The sequence below is a fragment of the Nitrosopumilus adriaticus genome (genome assembly GCF_000956175.1).
In the GTDB taxonomy this organism is placed as follows: Archaea; Thermoproteota; Nitrososphaeria; order Nitrososphaerales; family Nitrosopumilaceae; genus Nitrosopumilus; species Nitrosopumilus adriaticus.
On record NZ_CP011070.1, the window covers coordinates 1,373,563 to 1,396,370 of the forward strand.

The following is a 22,808-nucleotide window of genomic DNA, read 5'->3' on the forward strand; positions in this document are numbered from 1 at the left end:
AAAATTTAAAGAGCAAACAGAGGACTAGTGGCATGATAGGATTATGTCAAAAATGCCACTCATCTAATGTAGAGATAACAGTTCAGGAAGGAATTCCTGTTTGTAAGGTATGTTCAAAGAAAGCAGGCTAGACAGTAAAGGTTATTTTTAAAAAAGAAGAGAAAAAGAGATCATTCAAGTTTTTTGAATTCTTCTCTGGTCATTCTAAGTATGACTCGTTCACCAATTCCCCAAATTTCGGATTTGGATAAGATTTTTGAATGCATTAATCCATTACTAACTTCAATTGATTCAAGATCATTGGTATCAGGATTTCTGTGTAACCGTTTGACTTTGCCAATTTTATGGCCATCAATATCAACAACAGATACTCCTGTTCTTACTGGAGGTCTGCTAAGAAGTAGAGTTTCCTCAGAAAATTTGTCAATATAATCCTCTGAAAGAAAATAATCCTTGTTGAATCCCTGATGGATTGTCACTCCAGATACTGTGAGGGTGTCTTGATGGATATGGATATGTTTGACTTTGCCATATCGAATTCCCTCTCTATCAATGACTTTTTTTCCAGTAAAAGAGTCAGCAGTTGCAATGTTTGTAGGCATTCCTTCTAGTTTTACGGACATGGTACCGTATCTGCAGATTTGCTTATCATACCAAATATCAGAAATTTCTATCAATGGGGTTAAATTACTTGACAGAAAAAATTACGCATGAAGATTAAAGAGAAATTATTCAGACCAATCCTAATTACAAAGGGAAGGAAAACAGGCAACCCACATTCAGTTATACTCAGAGCAGTAAATCATGATGGTAAAATATATTTTTCAAGACACCGACCTGATGGAGACTGGTTCAAAAACGCATTGGCAAATCCAGAAGTAAAAATACAGTATAAAGAAATGGTTTTTTCTGGGAAGGCAAAGTTAGTGACAGATGAAGAGTTTAGCCAAAAGATTTCAGAATTAAAATATCCCGGTGAAGCGAGAGCAAAAGAAAAAAGAGTTACAATTGAGATTACTCTGGATAATTAATTAGAATTTTTCAGATATTTTATCAAATAGTAAACAGTGATACCGCCTAGTATTGCTGTAAGAATTACAAATGGAATAAACAACTCTGTTCCCAAATTGCTAACATCAGAATCAATTACAGTCTCTACAACATCCAAATTTTCCTGAATATAATCTTGAGATTCTACACTTTTTTCCAATTGTATGTGTGATTCAGATTCTGCCACCATCGGTGAAGCAGCGATAGATTCTGCAGATTCATCCATTCCAATAGATTCAGAAGTTTTTGCTGAAAGTTCAGGTGATGCAATTCTACTTGAAATCATACTTGATGGAACTTTGTCTTCTAGTTGAGACAATGAAATAATTGCAGAGAATCCAGTTGCAATTCCTAGTCCTGCGACTTTGTAGATATGTCTAAAGGAACGGACAAGTAACTTGCTTTCTTTGGTTTTTTCTGAAAAGCTTGGAGGAACAATTACAATACTGAACTTTGTTGCAGTGTAGATTTTCATGTCTTGAGACTTTGAGTTTTTTTCAATCTTTGAAATTTTTACCACACCTAAATCCTGAAGTTTGTTAAGATGATACTTTACTAGTTGAAGCGAAATCTCAGTCTTTTGAGAAATCTGAGTTGCAGTCAACTCTTCATTGAAAAGTAATTGAAGGATTTCGCGGCTAGAATCGTTAGTAAACAGCTCACCAAACATCTTTATTTTTTTGTCATCAGTTGCAAGGATTTTGATTTTTTCAGTAAAATCATCATCAGGGATTTTAGAGGACATTTGAGTTCATACTGTAATTCCTGAATATGTAAGTTGTTTGGTAAAATTCAAATTTCACTAAACCTTTTATCCCAAACTACAAAATAGTAGTAATCGCTAAATTCGAGATTTCATAAAAAGAGATACGGAAAATAGTGAGGAGAAAAAATGAATCCAAAAATAACAATCCCAATTGCAATAATCGTTTCAGTAGCCATAACATCGGGAATTATGTACACTATTGGCTTTGAACAAGATATTCAAGTAACTCAAACTCTAGAACCAGAGATAATCTATGTCGATAAAACTTTAGAAGAATATTTCCAGGGAACTCAAAATATCAAAAAAATATCTTCACAAGAAGAATTAAAGAAAATTTTAGAGGTATCAGCTGTCTTTAATGGTCAAATTTTTGATGAAAGAATGCTAAGAAGCTTTTCTGTAATGGACGGAGACATGGCAGTAGCAGAATCTGCACCACAGGCAGAACCGGCAGTTAAAACACAATCTGGCGGCTCAGAGTACTCTACAACAAATGTTCAAGTTGCAAATGTCGACGAACCAGACTATCTCAAAAATGATTCAAAGTATGTCTATATTGTATCAAGAAACACACTTTCGATAATTGATGCATATCCTGCTGAATCTGCAAAATTAATTCTCAAAATTGCTCTAGATATTGAATCACAGTACATACAAAATATGTTCCTTAACGGAGACAGACTAGTAATATTTTACAACGGGCAAAGCGATGACCAGATAATTCCCCAGTATGATTTTGTTCCACAAAGATCATACGAACCTGTAACACATGCATTAATTGTAGATGTATCTGATAAAGAAAATCCAACAATCCTAAAGGATTACTCTATTGATGGACACTTTAGAGATGCAAGAATGATTGGAGACTATGCATACTTTGTAACAAATAGCCACATCAATTACCAGTACCCAAGACTTCCAGTAATAATGGAAGACGCTGTTAGAATAATGACACCTGAGGCATTTTACTTTGATAATGTAGAGCAATTCTCAAACTTTAGCACACTTACTGCAATTGACATCTTTGGTGATAAAATTAATTCTGAGACATTTCTCATGGGATATTCAGGAACATTTTATGTGTCAGAGGATAACTTTTACTTGACTTACCAGCAAAATATGCCATTTGGTTTTTATGAAAACTCATCACGTGATAGATTCTTTGATGTAGTTGTTCCACTATTACCAAAAGATATTCAAGATGAAATAAAAGTAATCAAAAGCGATTCTTCATTGAATTCATCATCACAGTGGATGAAAATATCAGAGCTAATGCAAAAGTCATACAATACAATGAACAAAGACGATAAAGAAAAACTATTTGAAAAGATAAAGCAGGCTCTAATTGAGTACGACACAAAAAAACAGCAAGACACACAAAAGACAATTATTCACAAAGTATCAATCAATGAGGACAAAATAGAATATGTTGCAAAAGGTTCAGTCCCAGGACGACTACTTAATCAGTTTTCAATGGATCAGAGCGGGGATAGATTCAGAGTTGCAACTACTACAGAATACTACATACAGCATCAAGGAACCATTAGGTCAAATTCAGTCTATGTCTTAGATGAGAATCTAAACATAGTTGGAGGTTTGGAAGATATTGCACCTGATGAGAGTATTTTCTCATCAAGATTTATTGGAGAACGACTATACCTGGTAACATTCCAGCAAATCGATCCATTTTTTGTGATTGACTTGTCAACTGACACTCCGAAGATTCTAGGTGAACTCAAGATTCCAGGATTTTCAAATTATTTGCATCCATATGATGAAGAACACATTATTGGAATTGGCAGAGACACAAAAGAACTAGACAATAATAGAGTTCAACAACTAGGCATCAAAATAGCATTATTCAATGTAAAAGACGTAAAGAATCCAATTGTGGCAGACGATATTGTGATTGGAGATAGTTCCACTCATTCAGAAGCACTGTTCAACCACAAGGCATTCTTCTTTGATAAGACAAGAGGAATCCTGTCAATTCCAGTAAATGGAGATGTAAAAAGCCTCAATGAAAGTTCCTCCAAGATGTTTGCACCAGAATACAACAGATGGAGCGGTTTCTATGTATTTGAGATTGATGCATTAAATGGAATCAATACAAAAGGAACCATTACTCATTCAGAGGAAGATTCAAGATACTATGGGATGGGGGAGGCAAGAACTTTCTATATCGATGACGTGTTGTACACTGCATCTGAGCAGCATCTAAAGATGAACGACTTTGATAGCTTGGAGAAAATCAATTCAATAAAACTTGAAAACACTGGAAAGTTTATCGAATACATGGAAGATGAAATTTTACGTTAAATCATACTAGATGAACAACTGTTGAAACTCCTCGCCTGTCAATTTCAACATCATTTTCAATTTCACAAATAGTTACTGTAAAGGAAATTACATCACGAGTCTTTGCATTTTCGGCATGGAGTGTAAGATGAATATCCAAGAATTCAGACTCTTGTGTTGGTAAATTTGTTTCATCAATGTATGCATCACATGTGGATTCTATTCTAAATCGATCATCTTTAAAATGAAACCCTAGTTTTGTTTTTCTGCCATCTCTTCCAGTGGCTTTGACATTTACATCAATAATACCAGGTCTTGTTTCAGTGTACCCTGATTTTTGATTTACAAAAACTCCGATTTGAAATGGTTTTCCCGCAGTAGATTCGGCCATTTTCTGTATTCCGTCATTCATTACCACATCAACTGCCTTGATTGATTGGGAAACCTTTGCAATCCATTCATTTGTTCTAGCAATTGTTGCACGAATACCTGCACGTCTTCGTTTATCTTCATCTTCGGGCAATTTGTAATAGTCTACCCATGCCTCATAATCATGAGAGATATCCTCTATGAAATCAATACAGGTTCTTCTGTATTCATCAACATTATCTGTTCTCTCAGATGCATCATCAGTGCGCATACCATCAAAATCCATAGGCATTGCCATGCTCAGGATTAATCCTAGTTCTAAAAAAACCAACCTTGAAAAAAATTAATGGTTATAATAGGAATTTTGGCAAGAAAATGTATGATATTTTCAGAAATCGTCACGGATTTGCAAGAGCAATTAAAAAAAGACTTGGCGCAAATCAGATTTCTATTAAAAAAGAATCCAGGGATGGGTTATGCAAGAATTGTAGAGATTGGAAAAGAAGTAGGTAAAAAATACGACATCAAATTAATTGTGAATTTCCCAAAAGAGGGAAGAATTGAAGAATTTGAAATGTATGGGAAAAGAGATTTGAGTTTAATCATAGATTATGATCTAAAGAGATTTCCCATAGACAGAGAGATAATTAAACAAAAGGCAAAAGAAATGCTAGGAGACATTCAGACAGAAGATGCATACATGTATGAAAACAAAGAAGGAGTCAGAGTATTTACAAATAATTGGAAAATAGACATACTTCCACACTCTGTACATATATGGACTGAATTTAATGAAAAGGTTACAGCATTTTGTAATTGGTTATTAGAGAATGCTTATCCTATGAAAAAAAGATAATTTTAGAAACTAGAGATTTTTCAAATCATCCAAGAGTAGTTCAGCTTCAGTATTTTCAGGTTGTAATTTCAAAATACGTTTGCAGCAATCAATTGCCTCATCTTTTTGCTCCAATGCCAAATGAACATTAGTTTTCAGAGTAAGGTTCTCCACATCATTGTTGTCTAATTCAAATGCTTTTTCAAAATACGGTAATGCTTTTTTTGCATCCTCCACAATAAAATAAACACTGCCCATGATAAACATGAAATCATGGTCATCAGAATATTCAGATTCTAAACTCTTTCCAAATTTTATAGCCTCATCGTATTCACCATCTCTTAGTAATTTTTTCAGACGACGCTTTGGATGCTTGAAAAGACCTACCATCTTAGTTCGTTATTTGAAAGAGAGTATAGTAATTTGAATGTAGAACTCGAATAATCACTAACCATACCATGGTTCAGGTTCTGAACCTGAAGACTTTTTGATACTAGGATTTTCAATCTTCATGATTCCTTCTTTGATTAAGAATTGAATACCTTGGACAAATGAATTATCATCAATGGAGCCATCAGCCCACCATCCTGCATTATTCTTAATCCAATCAGGGATTTGGTTTGAACCACTACCTGAGCCCTGAGATGTTGGAGGAATCTTCATGATTCCTTCTTTGATTAAGAATTGAATACCTTGGACAAATGAATTATCATCAATGGAGCCATCAGCCCACCATCCTGCATTATTCTTAATCCAAGAAGGTATACTTTGGGTTGGACCTGCATCCTTTGAGTCATAAACTAAAACAGGGATTTGTAGATAGTCTGAAGCTCCAGAAGGAACAATTCCTTCAGGGGCCAAACCATAAACCCATACAACATAATTTGCAGTGCCAGGTTTTTCTTTAACAATAAAATCAAGAATGTATTGTCCCGAAGGAGAATACAAGAATTGTTTACCTTCTTCTTGGGCAACAGAGCGTAGAGGGTTTAGATTTTTATCAACTACTAGAAAATCAAACTGAACTTGGTTTAAAAATTCTGTATCATCATATTTGCTAATAAATTTTATGAGCCATTGCATCTCACATCCCATCACAGGATCTTCAGGTCCATAAAATATGTGAATCTGGTAATCAAAATTCTTTGTAGGTTTCTTTACACTAACTGATTTTTCAAAGTTCACATCACAACCAGCATCTACTAATTGATTTACAGATGAAAGTATTCCCTCAAATGGACTTTGTTGCACGTTTTCTTTATAATCCAATAAAACGAATTCGTATTCAGTTGGAGGTATTCCTTCTGAAACATGTGTGTAAGTTTTAGCTTTTATTGGAAATGGAAATCCATCTACAATCCATACTTTGCTACCAGTACCTCCAGTTTTCCAATACATTTGAACAGTTTCCCAGGTACCTGCAGGGACTGTAATTGTTTCAATAGCCTTTGGAAGTACTTGCTCTCCTCCTATGTTTCCAATTTTACCCCACGATGCAGCTTTGAATTCTTTAGGACCCTTACCTCCAGAACTTGAATCGGATGTTGCAAAAGCAGATAACCAGACTACAGAAGATTTGAAGGCGCCCCGATAGACACCAAGTTCAATGCTGCCTCCAGTTGGTTCAGGTGCAATTTTTCCAAGTTCCATTTCACCAACAATTACTTTGCTGCCATCATATACAACAGCTTCAGCCAACCACTTGGTTTCACTTCCAACTTGTTTGTCACCTTTAATCCAAATATCCATTTCAAATGGAGCACATTCTTTGTAATCAACATGACACATGGAATAAGAAAAGAAATCTCCTTGTTTGAGACCTTCTCCTGCATACCACGAGCCTTCTTTATCTACACCCCCAGATTGGAATTGAGCAAATGCAGATGGAATTGACAATGATCCTAAAAGTAAAGCTGCAAAAATTGGAATTATTAGTAATGATCCTTTCAAATCTGAAAAAAAATTGTCAAAACGGATAGTTAAAGGTTATTCAAATAAGCAAATATAGAGGAAAATTTACAGTAATTCCAGAAATGTGTGAATGCTCCAAAGTGCACTTGTTTGAAGTAGAGTTCAAGTTAGACGGCATGATTGTAGTTCCCACACACAAAAACTGCGGATTCGGTTTAGATGAAAAGCAGGCCGACAAGTTCCAAAAAGAGTTAGTAAAATCATGGGGCTTTGAGGAAGAGGAAGATTAGTTAAAAAAATAAAAATAAAATTTTGATAAACTATCGAATTACATACTACCGACAGCTTCTTTACAAACGTCTGTTGAACATTTGCAATCTGCGCTGCATATACAATGACCTTGCATAGCACAATCGCATGAGTAATCTGGGTCGCCGCTATCAGCTTCGCAACCGCATGCTTGATCTACCATGACTAGTGAGTAATCTTACTTGTTTTAAAAGGTTAGTACAAAAGATGAGAAATTCAGCCTTTAAAGAAATCCCAGTATAGCATTGCATGATTTTTCTATACTATTTGCTTGCTGTTCAACTAAATTCAGATCAGCCTCAACATCAAACGCTACCTTGAGAATATGGATAAGATCTTGTTCTCTATTCAAATTATCCTTAATTTTTACGAAATTTTCTTTGTTTATCCAACCCAAGTAAAAATAGCAATCAGCCAGCATCGAGTTGTTTACAAAGTAATCAAATTTTTGCTGAATTATTTGAGAGTGATTGTTTTTTTCAACCAAGTCAGAGAATCCAATCGTAGATTTGAGCATCCTTTCAAGTAGTGGAGGGGTGGCCCTCTCAATTCCCACCGTTTGAGTGACAGTTGAGATATAATCATTGATTTGATTTTTTTCTAATTTTCGCAATACATCAAGCATATGGGATGGACTAATTCGTTGATGGTTCAATGAGGAGATAGCATCTGCTAAATAAAATACAGCACATTTTTGCCAGCACGGCCCAAATTGATCAGTAGAGTGTATGGATTCTTTCGTTTTTTGACAACAAAATAATGATTCAATCAAAGAGTTTTTTGCAAAATCATTATAGAGTAAAATGCGTTTTTTGTGAATTTTGGATAAAAACATTCGGAGTTCCCATGATTCATCTTGAATAATTTCAAGACCATCATATTGCAATAGTTGTTTTGATTGGGTTTCAGAAAGGGATCCATGATGAATCATCACAGATTCATTTTCAAACTTTAGGGTTTCCTCTCCCAACCTACCATCAAAAACAAAAACATCATAATCACAGGAATTATCGCTTATTCCAGACACTCTACAACCTCCTAACCCAACAGGAAAACTAGTCAACTCATGATCTGTAATGAATTTTTTAACATCCATAAAGTCAGTGCACATCCTTTTTTCTATAAAGGAACCAACTCACAAAGTTTTACAAATTCATTCAAAGTCAAAACATTTCCTTTAAATTGAGATTGGATTTGTTTTTCATCAAGCTCCTATAGTGTAGTCCGGTTAAGCATTTTGGCTTCTCAAGCCAAAGACTCGGGTTCAAATCCCGATGGGAGCACTTTGGATAATTTGAATTGTTTCTTTAAATAACAAAATCAAGAGAAAGGATTAGTGGGATTAAGAGATATTGAATTAAAAGAAGAGTATCGCTCAGACAGAGACGATATCGTAACAGAATTTTTCTTTCCCTGCCTTAGTCATTGTATAGAATATGATAGATGTGTTGATTTTTTATCGATTCAGACATTAGCTACAATTTCAATGGCATTTGAAAATTTTGCCGAAGGTAAGGCTAAATTAAGAATGATCACAGGGCACAGATTCAGATCAGGAGACCTGAATCTGTTTACAAAATTATTTTCTGAAAAATTTACAAAATCATTTGAAGGGAAATTCATCAAAGACACTAAAATCCAAAAACTTCAAGAGATTGTAAATAATGGACAAATTGAATTAAAGGTCGCAATTACAAATTCAGAGCAAGTTTCAAATTCTTTCTCTGAGAGAATTGGAATTTTTAGAGATGTAGATGATGAAGCAGTTGCATTTACTGGAACATCAAGAGAATCATTTTCTGCTCAATCAAGAGATTTTGAATCAGTGGATGTTTTTACATCATGGAATGACAAATCAAGAGTTGAAAGAAAGATGAAAGACTTTCAGGATCTTTGGGATAACAAAACAAAATACGTAGACGTCTATGATTTTATGTTTGCAGAAAGAAATAATCTTTTAAAATATTCATCAGAATGGATATTACAAGATTAGATTTTGAATGATTCTTCTAGTCTAGATTTATTTTCATTGAAATTCATTCGATTAATTTTGTAGTAGATGACTTCACCTCGGCGCTCAATTACTGCAATTATTGGTTCTTTTCCCATCTGAGTAATATCTTCAATCTTTTTTTGTAGATTACCCATCTTCTCTTGTTGTCCCTCATTGAGTCCAAAGATTAGAAATTTTGCTCCCTTCTCACCAAAATGTCCCCTTTCATATACTCGAAAATCAGAACCAAATCCAAACCCATCTTTTACAACATACCCGCGATTTCTAAGATCACGATAAATTAAAAATTTAGTAAGAATATCAGAGTCAGTTTTTTGACAGATATTCATAAAAGTGTCAAAATCAATTTGTTTTTTAGCTTTCTTCAAAATCAATTTTTTAGAATATAATAAAAATAATGTTTCAAATTGTTTTAAAAATAATTTCTCGTTTTCAACTTCACCATATCCCTTCAGTTCAAGCTCATGGATCATGTTTTTATCAGAAATACAAGTTTGTTCAGAAATCATCTCACCATTTACTATCGGAGTTTCTTCCATGATGATGAGAAAATCAAAGGATTTCCATATAAGCATTGGAAAAAATGGGCACATATTGACTCACCGTTAAAATATGGGCGTTTTGGTTTGAGAACATAATGCATGGTGCCAATTATAGAACTGCAACTGGACAAATCTTTACTAGAAAAGAATACATCAAAGGTAAACCCCAGATCAAAATTGCAAAATTTCAGGGAGGCAAAAGAGGAGTTTACAAATATTGTGTGCAATTACTAATCAACGAAAAGATTCAGATCAGACACATGGCAATTGAATCAACCAGATTGGCTGCAAACAAAACTCTAGAAAAGACCACTGGTGAAACAGGTTACTATTCCAGATTAAGAATTTACCCACATAATTTACTTAGAGAAAATAAACAGATTGCAACTGCAGGTGCAGACAGGGTTTCAGAAGGAATGAGAAGATCATGGGGCAAGGCAGTCAGTTTAGGTGCCAGAGTCCGACAAGGTCAATGCATCATGGAAATGTTTGTAAATACAGAAGCCCACTTGGAGGCAGCTAAAAAAGCACTTCACGGTTCATGTGTTAAATTGCCAGGAACACCAACCATCAAGGTTATCGAATGGAACAAACCATCACCATAAATTTTCTAAATCAGATTTCTTATTTTTAACAAATTCTAAAAATTCATTAAATTCATCTTTTGTGGGTTCGCGTTTTAGAATTCTTTTTGATTGATAGTAAAATGCATTGTAAATTCTTCCGACCACCACACCAAGTGCAAATGATTTTGAATCATCAATGTCTGAAAGTAAATGAATCAATTCTTTAATTTCATCTTTGTTGGAAAGTGAATCTTGAATTTTTTGTTCTATTTTACTAAGAAGCGTTTCATCCATAGTATATCTTGATTGAAATAGTTAAAAACAGTTTAATATCCAAATTCAACCTCTAGGGTTGTTGCAGTTATAGTACAGTCTGGTTAGTACTCGTGCTTGCCAAGTACGTGACCCGGGTTCAAATCCCGGTAACTGCACCATCTATTTTTGATTTTTTGGAATTAATGCATTTTTAATAATTTCCAATGCATCCTGAGCTTTTTCTGGGCGAGGCAACTGAATCATAAACACATTATCTTTTCCATAATTTGATTTAGGAGAAGACAGTGCAAACATAGATGTTTTTGATAAAGTTACAAAAAAGTCAAGATGTGTTTTTGCATCTATCATAAACTTTTCGACAATGTTTCCTTTAGAGAATGTCAAAACAACTTCAACGAAGACATTGCCTAATCCATCTTGTAAGATATTAAGATCAGTGTTAATAGACAAAGACTGCCCTGCAACCTTGGCAAGCATATCATCATATTTTTTTTCTTCAATAATGATGCATGGTGTTTCTTTACCATCAAAATCAAAAGTAGTAATTCCATCATGAGCTTGTTCAGTTAGTTTTTTTAATTCGTCAGACATCTTTCTTTTCCTCTACTTTAGGTACTATTTTATCTCCAGCTTTTACTAAAAAGGGGGAAATAAAAGCAGTGATGATAGAAATTATACCTATCAATGGGAACAAGAATGCACTAACGGCTCCTATATCAACGCCAACCTTTACAATTACAATTGAGAACTCACCTCTCGGAGCAGCTAATGTAAATGCCGAACGGATTGCTTTAACACGCCTTTGCCGAAAGATAACATTTCCAACCAAATTCCCACCAAACTTCATTCCGGTAGCTACTGCTATCAGGGCAATTGCGATGAAAATATAATTTTCAAGTTCAGACACATCCATCAGAGCACCAACTGAAATAAAGAAAATTGCCACAAACATATCTTTGATGGGACTAGAAAGTAATTTTGCAACTTCAGCAGATTTTGATTCTGCAACCAACACACCTGCCAAAAATGCTCCTATGGCAACGGATAACCCAACAATGTTTGCAAGTAATGCATATCCAAAACATACGCCTAGGACACTGAGCAGTAAAATTTCGCGATGCTCAGCTGCTGCAACTTTATCAATCAATCTCGGAATTATTCTAGTTCCAATGGTAAATGTTCCAACTATAAGACCAGTAGCAACTAGTGCAATAACAATAACAGATTCTATGGATATGGTTCCAACTAAAGCAATCGACTGTAAAGATGAAATCAAAATAACTGCTATAATGTCCTCTACAATTAAAATTCCCAAGACAAGAATAGAGGATTCATTTTTGATCCTCCCCATTTCCTCTAAAATTTTGACAATTATTGCAGTACTGGAAATAGATAGTGCTGCTGAAATAAACAATGCATCTAAAAAGCCCAAACCCAATGCGGTTGCGGCATAAAATACAACACCTAAAGTGGAAAACAACCCCAAAGTTCCAACCCCTACTGCCACCCTTCCAATACTTTTGATCTTGGCATAGGGAAATTCAATTCCAATTACAAAAAGTAACAAAATTACACCAATCTCAGCAAAAAGATTCAATGCAGAAATGTTAGATAATATTCCTACACCACCCAAAACATCAGAAGATGGACCACCTTCAGGTAATACCCAAGACCAAAACGGTGAGAGGGGACCAATAAGCATCCCAGCAAAAAGATATCCAATTATGAGTGGTTGTCTAATTTTAAAAAAAGCTAAAGTTACTACAGCACCAATAATCATGATAAATGCCAAATCAGTTACAAAAGATGCATGTGGAAGTTCAGGAGTAATTTGTTCAATTAAACTATTTACAGTTGTGTTAAGAGAGCTATGAATTTCACCAGTATCTAACTGAAGTGAAATGTTTTGCATGTATTCAGTTAACAAATTTCATTAAAAATGATTTCTGACTAAAAATTTTCAAATCAAATTGATGAAAGTGCAAATAGCTGAAAATAGGCTCAATAGACATAATCTTTAACCTCTTTATGATCAATCATCATAATGATTTTGCAGAGTGATGATTAGGTCATCTGAATATTATGTAGAGAAATGACCTGGGGTATCTGACTGCATCATTGGTTACGTCATAATCACCTGAGTATTAATAGTACGGTACCATACCGTACTATATGATTCAATGTGAATATTGTACAAGAGGGTTTATCGAAACAGCAAATGGGTTGGCTGAAAAGACCTTTCATGAGTTACTACATGAACCAACTGTTGTAAACAAGTAACTCATTACATTTTTTATTTTATACCCAACTTTTTTATCATCATTTTTTTATTTACTGTATATGGCAGCTAAAACTACAAAGAAAAAGACATCAGCAAACCCAAAAAAAGTTGCCAAAAAAGTTACAAGAGAACCAACACCTTCAGCACTATTAAAAAAAGTAGCATCAGTTTCAGATTCGAATAAGGCATTACAAAAAGAGATCAAAGTAATGTCAAAAATTTTTGGAGAAAATCAAAAAGTTCTCTTATCAATGAAAGGTATGATCGATACACTAACATCAACATTAGAGTATATTCAAAAGCAATCAAAACAAATCAACATCATAGAAGATGATACTCAGAAACTATATGCAGGATTAAACCAAGTTAGAACACAATCAAATCTTGTAAGTAAGATAAATGAACAAACTGTAAAACTCCAAGATGAGATTAATAAAATTTCAGAGATTCAAAAAACGACAAAGCCTCAAGAATTATCTCAGCAAGTACAAGATAGTATGAATTCAATTAAGAATAATTCCCAAATGATAATAAAAATTGCACAGAGAATTGACGAAGTAAGAGACGATATGAGAAAAGTTTCTGGAAAAACAGATTCATTTTTAGAGATTAGTTCTGAGATGAATAAACTAAAAAATAATCTCGAAGAGATCTCCGATAAAACTGCAAAACTAGATACCGGAAATCAAATCATAGAAAGCCTCAAGCAAGAATTTGAAAGAATTGCAGAAGGTGCAATCTCGACAACAGATCTTAATGCAGAATTAGAAGCAATCAAGATAACAATTGATTCAATCTCTTCTAAAGCATCAAAAATTGATTCACTTGGAGGAGTTATTGATGGACTCAAACAACAATTTGAGACAATCTCTGAAAATGCAAAATCTGCTGAAAATATCAGTCTACAAACTATGAAGGATTTAGGAGGAAAAATAGATAAAATCGAGACTGAAATTGGCGGATTATCGCAGAGAGCAGATTCCACAGCATTTGTTGGAGAAGGGCTCAAATCAGTTCAAGAAGACATCTCAAATTTCAAGCAGAATGTATTTGATAAGACAAATAGCATTGAGCAAAAAATAGCCTCAGCATCAGATATTCTAAAAAGACAAGATGCCTCAACTGCAGAATTTCATAAAAAATCAGATAAATTATTTGAAGAAATTCAATCAATCAAAAGTGTCACAAACAAGGCTACTAGTGATTCATCTAAAGAGATGATGGCATTGTTAAAACTTTCAGAATACCAATCAAATGTTAGAATAAATTCTGAATCAAAATATGGCGAACTAAAAGACATTGAAAACATGGCAGCACAAACTGCAGACATTGTAAATCTATTTGATAGAATATCCATAGAGTCAGGTGAAAAAATTCCACTACCTCAAGAAGTAAGACAATGGGCAGTAAGTAAGATGCTAGATTGTGCAGACAAGTGGGAAGTTAGGTTCAGTGATGTTTATTCCATTTTAACTAATGCAATAGGCAGAGATTTACTAAAAGAAATAATTAGAGTTCAACAAGTAAGAGACATTTATGGAATTAGAGCAGTAGATGAATTAAGAAAGGATCTAAATATTTCTTAAACACCAGTATCATCTATCTCTTTGAATTGTTGTTTCTTTTTCTTTAATGCAGCAAAGATTCCCAAGATTGCTGCAATCCAAATTGTACTAAACATAATGTTTGCAACACTTACGTACATGTACGGAGTTGCATCCATGATATTGGTTTTCAAAGATAGCGCCCTACCGTTGATATCCAGCATTCCTGTATGATATGCAGAACTATCCTTTGGCACAGTTGAGATTTTTTCAATACTTGCAACCAATGTAGTTACATCATTTTGAATTCTAAGCAAGTTTGTAGATTCTGTGGCAAATATCCAAACAGGGTTTTTAGAAATTACCTCACCATTTGCATCAGTTTTTTCAGGTACTTTTTCCATTACAAGTGCTAAATCTTCTTGAATTGCTAACAGATGATTCTTTATTGCAACAGGATCAGATGAGCCGACAATTCCATCAAGATGGCCTCTAATTCGATCTAGAGGATAGATGTCAGTATTATATCCATAAATTGCCATAAATCCTCCAAAAATAATAATTCCCACAATTCCAATCATGGAAAGTTTGTAAACAGTATTTGCCATTTTTTCCTTCTTAGTTTTTGGTCGTGGTTTACTTGATTTATTTCTTTTAAATCGAGTATGAGACAAACTCATGTATGCAATATAGAAAAATCCTGTTGCCTGTAGACCGATAATAGGAACAAAGATAGGATTATTTGAAAAAACTGCAATAAAGATACCTAGTATTCCATATACCCCAAAAAAGATCTCAAGCAGTGTAACTTGTGAGAAAGGTAAATTGTATGCATTATCTTTCCAATCATCTTTTGTTTTTAGCACGCCATATTTGGGCGTTCTAAGAAATTCATTTTTCTTTCCAACAACCGCATCAAACACTGCAACAGTGTTATTTACAGACATTCCAGCATTGTAAATTAATAATGCCGGTAGAATCTTGGCCTTTGACTTCCAAGATTTGTGATACATGCCTTGCATGATCATTATATACGCACCAGGACCCATTGCAAGATATGTTGCAATAGTTATTGCAGGCAAAAAACTAATCACATAGAGATTTACTTGTCCTGCTAGTAAAATAGGTAAAGCCAAAAATTGTATCAGCATTAATGGATAAACAATGTGACGAGTTAATTGAATAAATGCCTGAATTTTTGCTTCAACTGCAACTTTACGCTTTAGAGCAATGTCAGATAGTAATTTGATTGCACATTGAATAGAGCCTTTTGCCCAACGGAACTGTTGTCTTTTTGCAGCATTCATCTGCACAGGAAGTTCTGCATCAACTACAATATCAGGAAGAAACAGACATTTCCAGCCTTTCATTTGTGCTCGATAACTAAGGTCAAGATCTTCAACTAGTGTTGCAGTATGCCATCCTCCTGCGTCCTCAATACAATCACGTTTCCAAATTCCTGCAGTACCATTGAAATTCATGAATAGATGGGAATTACTTTTTGCCTTTTGTTCTATAAGAAAATGAAAGTCAAGACTAAGTGCTTGTGCTTGAGTGATTGCAGAGTAGTTTTCATTTACATGTCCCCACCTACATTGAACAAGGCCAATCTTTGAATTTGTAAAATGAGGTATTGCTCTTTTGAGAAACCATGTTGGAGGAATAAAGTCGGCATCAAAAATTGCAACAAGTTCAGTATCAGTTGATTTCATGGCATGTTTTAGTGCCCCAGCCTTGTAACCACTTCTAGTTCCACGTCGAATATGCTCAATTTTGAATCCCTGATTTTTGTAATCATCAACGGCATCTGCAAGTAAATCAACTGTATCATCATCAGAATCATCCAATACCATAATTCTCATTTTGTCTTTTGGATAATCCAAATTGCAAACTGCATCTACCAATCTTTTTGCAACATACTTTTCGTTGTATATTGGGAGTTGGATAGTAATTGACGGATTCCCCCAATCAGTAGTTAAGGGAACTTCGTTTCTTTTTCTTGAAAGAAATGCAAGATAGTAAAAATTGCAAGTATATGCAGTGATGATAATAGCTGATAAGATGAATAGATCAAAAACAAACGCAGTGAAAGGATTGATTGCCATATCCCTAATCTCTCAAAATGACTAGTCGCTATTTATAGTTGCAATTATAGATTATTTTTGCTCAAAGATCTTGATTGCCTGTGGTGGGCAAACACCCTCACATGCAAGACAAAAGATACAGTCAGGTTCTTTAGACATTAGTGGTTTTTTGTCGGATGCTGGATTTCCTGGAGTGTCAAACCACTCATAGACGCCTACAGGACATGCTTCAATACAACCACCATCTGCAATACAAATATCATAATCTACTGAAACAAATTCCCCCCAAACACCCATGATTCCATTGCTGGTGCCTTTTCTTCCCCAAGTCTTGATAGTATGCTCTGGTGCTTCATATGCAGCTGAAGGTTTCATTTTTCCTTTGAATTCCACATCAATAGGACCGGGTTTTGCACCGTCTGGGATTTCAATGTCTCCTTCATCTTCTTCCACATCTTCATCCTTTGCCTCAACTGGTTTTGGTTTTGCACCAAGAACAATTTTTGCCAACGGAGTTAGTTCTTCTAGTTTTTGAATTGCAGCAACTTCAGAAATTTTTTCAGTCTTTGCAAAATAAGAAATCATTTTGTCTGCTAAGATGGTGTTTCGTAAAATAGTGTCAATCACCATTTTGGCAAAATGGTCTGCTTTCTTCCTATAGTCTTTGACCCAGTTTGGATCACCGAATTTTTCAATTGGGAATATTTGATAAATAATATCAACGACTTCTCCACTAACAATTTCTACAGTAACTGAAAGTTCAACTTCTTCGTATCCTTTAGCATCAGGATCATCCATGTTTTGCTCCTTCCAACGATAAGTAGCGTAAATTCTATCAGCATACATGTCCATTTCAAATGCTTTTTTGAGACCATCATGTACTGATTTTAGCTCAACTGGATCTTCTAATTTAATTGGTAATCGGTATAATCCAAGTTTGTATCCATGTAGTGGGTAAACTCCACGCTTTGCTGTTGGGGCCTCCATGGTATAGACTCGATCTTTTAAAAGTAAAGACATCTGATTTTGATAATTCGATTTTAGTTAAAAAGGTTATCAGTCATCATCAGGACACGTTAACTCTCTGAGTTCAGTATATTTTTTTTCCATGGCCTCAGCATGCTCTAAAACTTTGGATTGATCGTAGGAATCCTTTGGAAAATACCATCTAATTATAACCCAATGACCAATCCCATCCATATCATGGATCATTCCCTTATCGGCTTTGACGTTTAATTTTTCATCAATCGAAGTCTCCTTAATGGTAAGACCTCGTTTTGTTTTATCCTCTAAGATAAAATGAGAATTCCCATCCTTGATAAAATAAAAACTCCCTTTCTCGAGAATTGGAAGGTCTAAAAGCAATTTATTTTTCCACAGGATTTCCTATCATGTTTCCCCATTCAGTCCAAGAACCATCATAGTTTCGAACCTTAGGATATCCAAGTAGGTATTTTAGTACAAACCAACTGTGAGAAGATCTTTCTCCAATTCTGCAATAACAAATTACATCTTTATCAGGAGTAACACCTTTTGGTTCATAGTTTTGTCTTAGTTCTTCGACTGCTTTGAAAGTTCCATCAGCATCATTGACTGCAGTTGCCCAGGGAATATTATTTGCTCCAGGAATATGTCCACCCCTTTGTGCATGCTCCATGGGATATTCTGGAGGAGCTGTAATTTGACCAGTGAATTCTGCAGGAGATCTAACATCAACCATCACAGTATCTTCTTTGTCTAATGCACGACTTACATCAAACAGATAAGCTCTTAGTCCCTCATCCGGAGGCTGTGCAATGTATTTTGTTGGGGGCAATTGTGGTTCATCAGTTGTGTAATCTTTATTTTCTAATTCCCATTTCTTTCTTCCACCATTCATGATTTTGAGATTCTCATGACCGTAAATTTTGAAAACCCAAAAAACAAATGCTGCAAACCAATTGTTAAAATCGCCATATAGAATTACTTCAGTATCAGATGTAATTCCATTTTTAGCCATCAAGTCCTCAAATTGTTTTTTACCGATTATATCTCTTGTAACAGGATCATTAATGTCACGCTTCCACCAAATCAGAGTTGCGCCTTTAATGTGACCTTTTTGATAGCCGTTTACTGGATCATAATCAACTTCTACTAATTTTCTATTTTCATTTGGGGGATTTTGTGATACCCATTCAGTATCAACTAAAACTTCAGGATGTGCGTAACTCATGGTATTTTTGCCATTGTTTTCATACTTATTTGTTTTTTTCCAAAAATCCTCAAAAATATCATTTTTAAGTACAATGAATTCAGTAGAACTGCTTGAAGCTTCAAAAAGTTGCAGTGGTAAGTAAAGTGGGTTCAAAAGACTCAGAGAGAGCTGCAAAAGATGTTGCAAAAAAGTTTTTGGCAAAAAATTCTACAGTGTATACAATTTCTCCAATTGAGGTTGAAGGGGCAATCGAGATTGAAGATTTGTCAGAGTTAAAAAAAATAGAATTAGATCTAGTCATCACTCTTGGGGGAGATGGAACTACACTCAGAGTTTTTAGAAATCTGCAAAATGAGACACCGATTTTGACTATAAACGTGGGAGGTAACAGGGGCATTTTAGCTGAGATTACAATTGAAGAAATAGATGATGCAATTAATGCAATTTTAAAAGATAATTTCTTTTTAGATAAAAGGATTAGAGTTGTAGCATCATGTGGTGGAGTAGAATTTCCACCTGCATTAAATGAGATATACATTAGCAGAGTGAACTTGACTAAAACTGCACAAATTGAAATTAAATTTCAAAATGACACAGTAACACAAAAAATGGATGGGGTAATAATTGCAACTCCAAGTGGATCAACTGGTCATTCATTTTCATTAGGCGGTCCAATTTTACATGAGAGTTTGAATGTTTTAATAATCACACCTGTTGCACCAGTATACAGATTAGCATCAATTGTAGTTCCAGATGAGAAAATTGAAATAATTTGTTCGCATGATTGTAACATTGCAATGGATGCACAAGTAATCAAAACAGCAGGTTATGAAGAACCAATCATCATCAAAAAATACAACAAACCAGCAGTCTTTGTTAGATTAAAAAAACGAGGGCTAAGACAAATGAGTAAACTTGGATTTTAGAATTTTAGACGCCAGTGCATTTTATGCAGGAGTTCCATTCGGATCAGCAGAGGACTGTTACACAACGTCTCTAGTGTATGATGAAATAAAACATATTAAAAAAAATCAAGATGCACTTGGAACTTTACTTGAAACTAATAGATTAAAAATTAGAGAGCCTGACAAAGAATCAACAACTGCAGCAGTAAAAGCCGCTAGAGATACGGGAGATTATCAACAACTATCCAAACAAGATGTGTCAATTATTGCTTTATGTATTGAGCTAAATGGAGAGATAATTACTGATGATTTTGCAATTTCAAATGTTGCAAGAAATTTAGGTCTGAAAATTTCACCAATAATGACACAGGGAATTACAGATGTTGGGAAGTGGGTTCATTATTGTCCAGGATGTAGAACAAATCACCCATCAGGAAGCGAATGCCCAATGTGTGGAACTCCATTAAAGAGAAAATTACTCAAGGGGTAATTTCTTTCCAGTCCATTCAATAAATGAGCCATCATAGAGTTTTACGTTTTCAAATCCTGCAATTTTGAGTTGTAAAAATAAATTGGATGCTCGATGGCCATGCATGCAATAACAAACTATCTTTTTATCCTTTGATACATTATTTTGTAAAAATAAATCATCAAGGAATTCTTTAGTACGAAATAAATTTCCATCATAACCAATACCTTCAGTAAAGGGAATAAGTTTTGAGTTAGGTAGATGCCCGCCCATAAATTCTTGAGGACTTCGTGCATCTAATATTTCAAAATCAGTTAAATGATCTTTTAGAAAGTCAGATTCTATTCGTATTTGGTCATTAATTTTTGGAGAAAATTTTGCAGGTTTAGGAGTAGTTGTTTGCAGTTTTAATTCAAATCCATGTTTTTGTAAATCAGATGAATTTGAATTTAGAAGATATGTTTTATCATGTCCAAAATACAAAAATGTCCAAACAATTCTTGCAACAGAAGGATCCATAGCATCACCAATTAATACGACAGTTTTTGTTTCGTCAATTCCTAAATTACTAAAGAGTTCAATAATTTTTTCTTGTTCAATTACCAAGTTAGAGCCAAATTCATCAAAACTAATTACCTGCTCTATTGAAAGAGATTGAGCATTTGAGATATGCCCATAGAGAAACATTGTTTTTGGACGTGTATCTAAGATCACAACATCAGGATCAAATTGATGATCTTTTAGCCAATTAACTGATACTAGCATGACATCTCATCTTTTGTAAATTATTAATTTGTATCATTCATCATGCAAAGTTTTTTGATTAGATTTTTTGAGATGCTTGCTTTTAGAATCAAGAACGGTTTTTATTTTCTTGGCTCGCGCTTCACCTAATCCTTCAACTTTTGCCAAATCGGAAGTTGTTGCAGTAAAAACTTTCAGCGGGGTTCCAAATTTCTCAAGCATTCTTACTGCAAATTTCTCTCCAATTCCAGGTAAACTACAAAGAGAAGACAATTGCTGGCGTTCTAGATCAGATGATTTTTTTATTTTTTTCAAGTATGGTCCTTTGTGAGATTCTTTTCTAGAACACATCGATACCAATAATTTTGCAGTATGTGCAGCACTAGGAGTAGGAATAACTGGAATTTTAAAATCAAGAACAACTGTAGATATTGCACCATAAAATATCAGAGGGTTTTCTGTAATTTCTTCAATTTCATCGACATTTCCTTCCATGAGAACAATTGGATTCTCAAAATGTTCCTTTAGTCGTGAGCATTGATCAAAAAGTCGCCCGTCAAAGACAGAAGCCATGAGATCACGAATACTTTTTCGCTCAACAATTGTTTCAGGTGCAACAATATAATCACCTATAGGAAGTGTTTTCATCTCAAGATTCATCCCAACTGATTTTAAGAGATCAGGAATTCCGCTTTTTCGTTCCCTCTCATCTACAATAATTCGAAGATTCTCTAATTTCACTAATAGTACTTGGAATGAATTGTTAATATCTTATATGAAATTGTGTTAAGAATTATTTTCTAGGATTGTCTTCTGCAGGTGGTGTCGGATTTGTAGAACCACCTTTCATCATTTCAGTAATTTTTGTCTCTTGTTCTTTGAGTGATTCTTTGAGACGTGCTTCCTGTTTGTCAAGGACTGTTGCACGAGTTTTTGCCATTTCTGCTTTCTCTTCTAGTTCATCAATAAGATCTTGTTTTTTTGATTTTATCAAAACAGTTCCTGCTTGTTTAAAGACAGCATCACTATCTGCAACTTTTTTTAATTCATCTAATGCTTTTTCTGTTTCTGCTTTTTCCATCTCAAGATGTTGTTTTTGTGTCATCACTGCTTGAAGATTTTGCTGAGATTGCTGCAATTTCATTATTTGCTCTTGAAGCCATGGTGGCATTTGTGGTGATGACATGATTTATCAAAAATTTTGTTTCATTATATCTTTACCGATTCAATTGAATCATAACTTGCCTGAATGAGTCTAAGAGTTGAATTAAGATTTGCTCGGAGATGAGCTAGTTGTTGAGATTCGGCCAAAATTTCAATTTTTTTATTAAAGACTATCTTTGTTTTTACAGGATTTTCAGGATAAAATTCGTTATCAGTGTTTACAGAATCAAAAATAGCCTTAGTCTTGTCTTTTGCATCAACTGTGATTTTTGCACTAAAGTTTAATGTCATATGCAGTTCCGGCTACTTTATAGCTGCATTTCTTACAAGACCAGATACCCACAGCATCTCTTCCAAAAGTTTTTGAACCGCATTCAGGGCATGTTCTTTTTTCTTTGAGTTGAAGATGGATTTTTGTATACTGTTTTCTAAGCTTAATTCCATAACGAGCGCCTAATCCTTTTAGTGATTTTTTTGCTTTTGCCAT

Annotated in this window: 28 protein-coding genes and 2 tRNA genes; 11 read left to right on the plus strand and 19 right to left on the minus strand. The window is 34.4% G+C overall.

The window, feature by feature from the left end; genetic code table 11:
- Positions 1 to 170: 170 nt before the first annotated feature.
- Positions 171 to 677: a PRC-barrel domain-containing protein gene (locus tag NADRNF5_RS08125; RefSeq protein WP_237089250.1), complete on the minus strand. Its 507-nt coding sequence runs from the start codon at positions 675 to 677 to the stop codon at positions 171 to 173.
- A 33-nt stretch (positions 678 to 710) separates the two neighbouring features.
- Here NADRNF5_RS08125 and NADRNF5_RS08130 point away from each other — a divergent pair, with 33 nt between their 5' ends.
- A complete protein-coding gene (locus NADRNF5_RS08130) occupies positions 711 to 1,031 on the plus strand; it encodes a nitroreductase family deazaflavin-dependent oxidoreductase (RefSeq protein WP_048117206.1) in 321 nt (106 codons plus the stop codon).
- On the opposite strand, the gene NADRNF5_RS08135 is transcribed toward NADRNF5_RS08130, so the two are convergent.
- Positions 1,028 to 1,795 carry an ArsR/SmtB family transcription factor gene (locus NADRNF5_RS08135; RefSeq protein ID WP_048117209.1) on the minus strand — a complete coding sequence of 256 codons (768 nt, stop codon included), beginning with the start codon at positions 1,793 to 1,795 and terminating at the stop codon, positions 1,028 to 1,030. The genes NADRNF5_RS08130 and NADRNF5_RS08135 overlap by 4 nt on opposite strands.
- Before the next feature lie 147 nt (positions 1,796 to 1,942).
- Between NADRNF5_RS08135 and NADRNF5_RS08140 the strand changes: the two genes are divergently transcribed.
- The gene (locus NADRNF5_RS08140; protein WP_048117212.1) at positions 1,943 to 4,135 is read left to right on the plus strand and encodes a beta-propeller domain-containing protein; all 2,193 of its coding nucleotides are present in this window, start codon (positions 1,943 to 1,945) and stop codon (positions 4,133 to 4,135) included.
- A 1-nt stretch (position 4,136) separates the two neighbouring features.
- On the opposite strand, the gene NADRNF5_RS08145 is transcribed toward NADRNF5_RS08140, so the two are convergent.
- Positions 4,137 to 4,781: a hypothetical protein gene (locus NADRNF5_RS08145; protein WP_048117225.1), complete on the minus strand. Its 645-nt coding sequence runs from the start codon at positions 4,779 to 4,781 to the stop codon at positions 4,137 to 4,139.
- Positions 4,782 to 4,862: 81 nt separating this feature from the next.
- Between NADRNF5_RS08145 and NADRNF5_RS08150 the strand changes: the two genes are divergently transcribed.
- Entirely contained in the window at positions 4,863 to 5,339 is a 477-nt protein-coding gene (locus tag NADRNF5_RS08150; RefSeq protein ID WP_048119420.1) for a hypothetical protein, read from the plus strand.
- Positions 5,340 to 5,348: 9 nt separating this feature from the next.
- Here the strand turns inward: NADRNF5_RS08150 and NADRNF5_RS08155 are convergent, their stop codons facing one another.
- Together NADRNF5_RS08155 and NADRNF5_RS08160 are read right to left on the minus strand one after the other, a co-directional pair.
- Positions 5,349 to 5,708 carry a tetratricopeptide repeat protein gene (locus NADRNF5_RS08155; RefSeq protein WP_048117229.1) on the minus strand — a complete coding sequence of 120 codons (360 nt, stop codon included), beginning with the start codon at positions 5,706 to 5,708 and terminating at the stop codon, positions 5,349 to 5,351.
- A 57-nt stretch (positions 5,709 to 5,765) separates the two neighbouring features.
- Complete coding sequence (locus NADRNF5_RS08160; RefSeq protein WP_048117232.1) at positions 5,766 to 7,268, minus strand: hypothetical protein; 1,503 nt, start codon at positions 7,266 to 7,268, stop codon at positions 5,766 to 5,768.
- A gap of 107 nt (positions 7,269 to 7,375) precedes the next feature.
- On the opposite strand from NADRNF5_RS08160, the gene NADRNF5_RS11430 reads away from it, so the two are divergent.
- Positions 7,376 to 7,519: a hypothetical protein gene (locus NADRNF5_RS11430; RefSeq protein WP_192828379.1), complete on the plus strand. Its 144-nt coding sequence runs from the start codon at positions 7,376 to 7,378 to the stop codon at positions 7,517 to 7,519.
- 242 nt (positions 7,520 to 7,761) lie between these two features.
- On the opposite strand, the gene NADRNF5_RS08165 is transcribed toward NADRNF5_RS11430, so the two are convergent.
- A complete protein-coding gene (locus NADRNF5_RS08165) occupies positions 7,762 to 8,634 on the minus strand; it encodes a hypothetical protein (RefSeq protein ID WP_048117237.1) in 873 nt (290 codons plus the stop codon).
- Between the two features lie 112 nt (positions 8,635 to 8,746).
- Here NADRNF5_RS08165 and NADRNF5_RS08170 point away from each other — a divergent pair.
- Both NADRNF5_RS08170 and NADRNF5_RS08175 read left to right on the plus strand, forming a co-directional pair.
- A tRNA-Glu gene (locus NADRNF5_RS08170) sits at positions 8,747 to 8,821 on the plus strand.
- A 53-nt stretch (positions 8,822 to 8,874) separates the two neighbouring features.
- Positions 8,875 to 9,531 carry a phospholipase D-like domain-containing protein gene (locus NADRNF5_RS08175; RefSeq protein WP_048117240.1) on the plus strand — a complete coding sequence of 219 codons (657 nt, stop codon included), beginning with the start codon at positions 8,875 to 8,877 and terminating at the stop codon, positions 9,529 to 9,531.
- On the opposite strand, the gene endA is transcribed toward NADRNF5_RS08175, so the two are convergent.
- Positions 9,528 to 10,091 carry a tRNA-intron lyase gene (endA, locus tag NADRNF5_RS08180; RefSeq protein WP_048119423.1) on the minus strand — a complete coding sequence of 188 codons (564 nt, stop codon included), beginning with the start codon at positions 10,089 to 10,091 and terminating at the stop codon, positions 9,528 to 9,530. The genes NADRNF5_RS08175 and endA overlap by 4 nt on opposite strands.
- A 98-nt stretch (positions 10,092 to 10,189) precedes the next feature.
- On the opposite strand from endA, the gene NADRNF5_RS08185 reads away from it, so the two are divergent.
- Positions 10,190 to 10,699, plus strand: a complete 510-nt coding sequence (locus NADRNF5_RS08185; RefSeq protein WP_048117243.1) for a 50S ribosomal protein L16 — start codon at positions 10,190 to 10,192, stop codon at positions 10,697 to 10,699.
- On the opposite strand, the gene NADRNF5_RS08190 is transcribed toward NADRNF5_RS08185, so the two are convergent.
- Positions 10,691 to 10,954, minus strand: a complete 264-nt coding sequence (locus NADRNF5_RS08190) for a hypothetical protein (RefSeq protein ID WP_048117245.1) — start codon at positions 10,952 to 10,954, stop codon at positions 10,691 to 10,693. The two genes, NADRNF5_RS08185 and NADRNF5_RS08190, sit on opposite strands and share 9 nt — an antisense overlap.
- 63 nt (positions 10,955 to 11,017) lie before the next feature.
- Here NADRNF5_RS08190 and NADRNF5_RS08195 point away from each other — a divergent pair.
- A tRNA-Gly gene (locus NADRNF5_RS08195) sits at positions 11,018 to 11,094 on the plus strand.
- A 1-nt stretch (position 11,095) separates the two neighbouring features.
- Here the strand turns inward: NADRNF5_RS08195 and NADRNF5_RS08200 are convergent.
- Together NADRNF5_RS08200 and NADRNF5_RS08205 are read right to left on the minus strand one after the other, a co-directional pair.
- Complete coding sequence (locus tag NADRNF5_RS08200) at positions 11,096 to 11,527, minus strand: hypothetical protein (protein WP_048117248.1); 432 nt, start codon at positions 11,525 to 11,527, stop codon at positions 11,096 to 11,098.
- The gene (locus NADRNF5_RS08205) at positions 11,520 to 12,848 is read right to left on the minus strand and encodes a cation:proton antiporter (protein ID WP_048119426.1); all 1,329 of its coding nucleotides are present in this window, start codon (positions 12,846 to 12,848) and stop codon (positions 11,520 to 11,522) included. Before NADRNF5_RS08205 ends, NADRNF5_RS08200 begins: the two co-directional genes overlap by 8 nt.
- Before the next feature lie 428 nt (positions 12,849 to 13,276).
- Here NADRNF5_RS08205 and NADRNF5_RS08210 point away from each other — a divergent pair, with 428 nt between their 5' ends.
- On the plus strand, positions 13,277 to 14,803 hold the full coding sequence (locus NADRNF5_RS08210; protein WP_048117251.1) for a hypothetical protein: 1,527 nt from the start codon (positions 13,277 to 13,279) through the stop codon (positions 14,801 to 14,803).
- On the opposite strand, the gene NADRNF5_RS08215 is transcribed toward NADRNF5_RS08210, so the two are convergent.
- The 4 genes from NADRNF5_RS08215 to NADRNF5_RS08230 are packed head-to-tail and all read right to left on the minus strand — an operon-like array spanning position 14,800 to position 19,057.
- Complete coding sequence (locus tag NADRNF5_RS08215; protein ID WP_048117254.1) at positions 14,800 to 16,866, minus strand: cellulose synthase family protein; 2,067 nt, start codon at positions 16,864 to 16,866, stop codon at positions 14,800 to 14,802. The genes NADRNF5_RS08210 and NADRNF5_RS08215 overlap by 4 nt on opposite strands.
- A gap of 51 nt (positions 16,867 to 16,917) precedes the next feature.
- Positions 16,918 to 17,865, minus strand: a complete 948-nt coding sequence (locus NADRNF5_RS08220) for a 4Fe-4S dicluster domain-containing protein (protein ID WP_048117258.1) — start codon at positions 17,863 to 17,865, stop codon at positions 16,918 to 16,920.
- A 36-nt stretch (positions 17,866 to 17,901) separates the two neighbouring features.
- Positions 17,902 to 18,210 carry a hypothetical protein gene (locus NADRNF5_RS08225; protein ID WP_048117261.1) on the minus strand — a complete coding sequence of 103 codons (309 nt, stop codon included), beginning with the start codon at positions 18,208 to 18,210 and terminating at the stop codon, positions 17,902 to 17,904.
- 1 nt (position 18,211) lies between these two features.
- A complete protein-coding gene (locus NADRNF5_RS08230; RefSeq protein ID WP_048117264.1) occupies positions 18,212 to 19,057 on the minus strand; it encodes a sulfurtransferase in 846 nt (281 codons plus the stop codon).
- Between the two features lie 92 nt (positions 19,058 to 19,149).
- Between NADRNF5_RS08230 and NADRNF5_RS08235 the strand changes: the two genes are divergently transcribed.
- Both NADRNF5_RS08235 and NADRNF5_RS08240 read left to right on the plus strand, forming a co-directional pair.
- Positions 19,150 to 19,965 carry an NAD(+)/NADH kinase gene (locus NADRNF5_RS08235; protein ID WP_048117265.1) on the plus strand — a complete coding sequence of 272 codons (816 nt, stop codon included), beginning with the start codon at positions 19,150 to 19,152 and terminating at the stop codon, positions 19,963 to 19,965.
- Positions 19,955 to 20,434 (plus strand): NOB1 family endonuclease, encoded by a 480-nt coding sequence (locus NADRNF5_RS08240; protein ID WP_048117268.1) that lies wholly within the window; start codon positions 19,955 to 19,957, stop codon positions 20,432 to 20,434. Before NADRNF5_RS08235 ends, NADRNF5_RS08240 begins: the two co-directional genes overlap by 11 nt.
- On the opposite strand, the gene NADRNF5_RS08245 is transcribed toward NADRNF5_RS08240, so the two are convergent.
- From NADRNF5_RS08245 to NADRNF5_RS08265, 5 genes are read right to left on the minus strand one after another with little or no spacing between them, the layout of a single operon-like run.
- On the minus strand, positions 20,420 to 21,178 hold the full coding sequence (locus NADRNF5_RS08245; protein ID WP_048117271.1) for a sulfurtransferase: 759 nt from the start codon (positions 21,176 to 21,178) through the stop codon (positions 20,420 to 20,422). The two genes, NADRNF5_RS08240 and NADRNF5_RS08245, sit on opposite strands and share 15 nt — an antisense overlap.
- A gap of 33 nt (positions 21,179 to 21,211) precedes the next feature.
- Positions 21,212 to 21,898 (minus strand): ERCC4 domain-containing protein, encoded by a 687-nt coding sequence (locus NADRNF5_RS08250; protein ID WP_192828314.1) that lies wholly within the window; start codon positions 21,896 to 21,898, stop codon positions 21,212 to 21,214.
- Positions 21,899 to 21,950: 52 nt separating this feature from the next.
- The gene (locus tag NADRNF5_RS08255) at positions 21,951 to 22,343 is read right to left on the minus strand and encodes a prefoldin subunit beta (protein ID WP_048117278.1); all 393 of its coding nucleotides are present in this window, start codon (positions 22,341 to 22,343) and stop codon (positions 21,951 to 21,953) included.
- Positions 22,344 to 22,366: 23 nt separating this feature from the next.
- Positions 22,367 to 22,612: a KEOPS complex subunit Pcc1 gene (locus NADRNF5_RS08260; protein WP_048117281.1), complete on the minus strand. Its 246-nt coding sequence runs from the start codon at positions 22,610 to 22,612 to the stop codon at positions 22,367 to 22,369.
- Entirely contained in the window at positions 22,596 to 22,808 is a 213-nt protein-coding gene (locus NADRNF5_RS08265) for an eL43 family ribosomal protein (protein WP_048117285.1), read from the minus strand. The genes NADRNF5_RS08260 and NADRNF5_RS08265 overlap by 17 nt, the downstream gene beginning before the upstream one ends.

Bases quoted from the DNA above. Each gene is read 5' to 3' on its own strand.
- NADRNF5_RS08130 (WP_048117206.1), top strand. From the start codon at position 711: ATGAAGATTAAAGAGAAATTATTCAGACCAATCCTAATTACAAAGGGA.
- NADRNF5_RS08135 (WP_048117209.1), bottom strand. From the start codon at position 1,795: ATGTCCTCTAAAATCCCTGATGATGATTTTACTGAAAAAATCAAAATC.
- NADRNF5_RS08140 (WP_048117212.1), top strand. From the start codon at position 1,943: ATGAATCCAAAAATAACAATCCCAATTGCAATAATCGTTTCAGTAGCC.
- NADRNF5_RS08145 (WP_048117225.1), bottom strand. From the start codon at position 4,781: ATGGCAATGCCTATGGATTTTGATGGTATGCGCACTGATGATGCATCT.
- NADRNF5_RS08150 (WP_048119420.1), top strand. From the start codon at position 4,863: ATGATATTTTCAGAAATCGTCACGGATTTGCAAGAGCAATTAAAAAAA.
- NADRNF5_RS08155 (WP_048117229.1), bottom strand. From the start codon at position 5,708: ATGGTAGGTCTTTTCAAGCATCCAAAGCGTCGTCTGAAAAAATTACTA.
- NADRNF5_RS08165 (WP_048117237.1), bottom strand. From the start codon at position 8,634: ATGGATGTTAAAAAATTCATTACAGATCATGAGTTGACTAGTTTTCCT.
- endA (WP_048119423.1), bottom strand. From the start codon at position 10,091: ATGGAAGAAACTCCGATAGTAAATGGTGAGATGATTTCTGAACAAACT.
- NADRNF5_RS08185 (WP_048117243.1), top strand. From the start codon at position 10,190: ATGCATGGTGCCAATTATAGAACTGCAACTGGACAAATCTTTACTAGA.
- NADRNF5_RS08190 (WP_048117245.1), bottom strand. From the start codon at position 10,954: ATGGATGAAACGCTTCTTAGTAAAATAGAACAAAAAATTCAAGATTCA.
- NADRNF5_RS08200 (WP_048117248.1), bottom strand. From the start codon at position 11,527: ATGTCTGACGAATTAAAAAAACTAACTGAACAAGCTCATGATGGAATT.
- NADRNF5_RS08205 (WP_048119426.1), bottom strand. From the start codon at position 12,848: ATGCAAAACATTTCACTTCAGTTAGATACTGGTGAAATTCATAGCTCT.
- NADRNF5_RS08210 (WP_048117251.1), top strand. From the start codon at position 13,277: ATGGCAGCTAAAACTACAAAGAAAAAGACATCAGCAAACCCAAAAAAA.
- NADRNF5_RS08215 (WP_048117254.1), bottom strand. From the start codon at position 16,866: ATGGCAATCAATCCTTTCACTGCGTTTGTTTTTGATCTATTCATCTTA.
- NADRNF5_RS08220 (WP_048117258.1), bottom strand. From the start codon at position 17,865: ATGTCTTTACTTTTAAAAGATCGAGTCTATACCATGGAGGCCCCAACA.
- NADRNF5_RS08230 (WP_048117264.1), bottom strand. From the start codon at position 19,057: ATGAGTTACGCACATCCTGAAGTTTTAGTTGATACTGAATGGGTATCA.
- NADRNF5_RS08245 (WP_048117271.1), bottom strand. From the start codon at position 21,178: ATGCTAGTATCAGTTAATTGGCTAAAAGATCATCAATTTGATCCTGAT.
- NADRNF5_RS08255 (WP_048117278.1), bottom strand. From the start codon at position 22,343: ATGTCATCACCACAAATGCCACCATGGCTTCAAGAGCAAATAATGAAA.
- NADRNF5_RS08260 (WP_048117281.1), bottom strand. From the start codon at position 22,612: ATGACATTAAACTTTAGTGCAAAAATCACAGTTGATGCAAAAGACAAG.
- NADRNF5_RS08265 (WP_048117285.1), bottom strand. From the start codon at position 22,808: ATGGCAAAAGCAAAAAAATCACTAAAAGGATTAGGCGCTCGTTATGGA.